The sequence below is a fragment of the Bacillus sp. T2.9-1 genome (assembly GCF_950097965.1).
GTDB classification, from domain to species: domain Bacteria; phylum Bacillota; class Bacilli; order Bacillales; family Cytobacillaceae; genus Niallia; species Niallia hominis.
Genome location: NZ_CATNHG010000030.1, coordinates 1 through 1,443, shown reverse-complemented (window position 1 = coordinate 1,443; position 1,443 = coordinate 1). Strand labels below are relative to the sequence as shown.

At 32.8% G+C, this 1,443-nt stretch carries 3 protein-coding genes; all 3 read left to right on the top strand.

All coding sequences use genetic code 11. The features are described 5' to 3' along the window. The first annotated feature begins 37 nt into the window (after positions 1-37). The 3 genes from QQZ16_RS03085 to QQZ16_RS03075 are packed head-to-tail and all read left to right on the top strand — an operon-like array spanning position 38 to position 1,121. Positions 38-364, top strand: a complete 327-nt coding sequence (locus QQZ16_RS03085) for a hypothetical protein (RefSeq protein ID WP_284561086.1) — start codon at positions 38-40, stop codon at positions 362-364. Between the two features lie 24 nt (positions 365-388). Further along, positions 389-652, top strand: coding sequence for a hypothetical protein (locus tag QQZ16_RS03080; protein WP_031537006.1), 264 nt, complete (start codon positions 389-391; stop codon positions 650-652). After that, the gene (locus QQZ16_RS03075) at positions 612-1,121 is read left to right on the top strand and encodes a ComEC/Rec2 family competence protein (protein WP_035416352.1); all 510 of its coding nucleotides are present in this window, start codon (positions 612-614) and stop codon (positions 1,119-1,121) included. The genes QQZ16_RS03080 and QQZ16_RS03075 overlap by 41 nt, the downstream gene beginning before the upstream one ends. Positions 1,122-1,443 lie beyond the last annotated feature (322 nt).

The following is a 1,443-nucleotide window of genomic DNA, read 5'->3' as shown; positions in this document are numbered from 1 at the left end:
TCGCCCTTGATAACCTGAATTCAAACCATTGGTGTGTTTGTCAAGAGCGATTGCGAGCCTCTCCACTTCAAAAAGGAAAGAAGAAAAAGACTTCAGGTTACTTTTTCATAGAAGTTTTGACACTACCATCTTTCAACCTAGTGTTCTTGATATAATTATTGGTGAAAAAGTATCTGAGGGTACCGAACAGACTACTACTACCTTAGTTTCGGTATCAAAACTGACTGAAGACCATCCAAAAAAAGTCGTAGTGAATGCCTTTATCAGAAGAGGTGCAACAATTAGACATCACAAAAATATGCCGACTAGGACAGGTTGGACTGCCATAACTCCCCTTTCCTTTAATCCAAATGTTGAAAAATAACAAATAATAAGGGGGAGAAAGAAATTGAATCTAGAGGTTCTACTTAATACCTATGAAAGGAAGGCAAGATATCTATCTGCATTATTGACGGTCGCACCAATTATCATTTGGTTGTATTTTTGGTTCCCTGAAATCCGGTCACTCGAAGGAACTATTATTAGTCTAATTGTTGGTTTAGGCATATCAATTCCACTTTCTATACTTGCAAGAACTTCAGGAAAAAAAGTACAAGATAAACTATCTATTAATGTGGGGGGCTCTTCCTGCTACTATAATTTTAAGGAATAACGATAAAACATTAAATAAAGAAACAAAAAATCGTTATCACCAAAAATTAAGGTTACTAACAAACGTGGATATCCCAACAAAAGAAAGAGAACTAGAAGACCCCTTAGAGGCAATCCAGAAATTTAATTCTTGTATTGATTACCTAAGACAAAGAACAAGAGACAAGGCTAAATATTCTTTAATTTTTAATGAAAATGTTTCTTATGGACAGGCTAGAAATTTACTTGGTTTAAAAACTTTCGGATTAACAATATGTTCAATATTAATAGCAATACAATTATTTTCAATCTATAAAAACTATGGTGTTGGACTTAATATTTCTGCTGTTCCTATTTTTGAAATTATATCAGTCATTATAACTGTATTGTTTTTATCGTTTTGGATATTCTTTGTTAGTGCAAAACAAGTTTATAATGCTGGAGTAAATTATAGCAAAGCATTACTAGAGTCGTCTGAGCATATTGAATAACTCTGAAGAAATATATAAGAGGGATTGTATCTGATTGTTATTCCCTCTTTTGAAATTAAACTTTGAATTATTTCATTAATTTTATTGCAATTTTTCTAACCACTCTTTATCAAGCACTACTTCCACTCTCTGCTTTACCACTATTTGTGATACGGTTCATCGTAACGTTACGAGGGACAAACATTTAAATGTAATTAACTCAACTTTCGCAGAGTGATATCGGCAAATAAGCCTTGATATAATTAGGAAGGCCAGCGATCCACTGTTCAAGTTGACTTTGAATTATTTTTTTGATTTTCTTATTCGTTTGTTTAAGTGCATC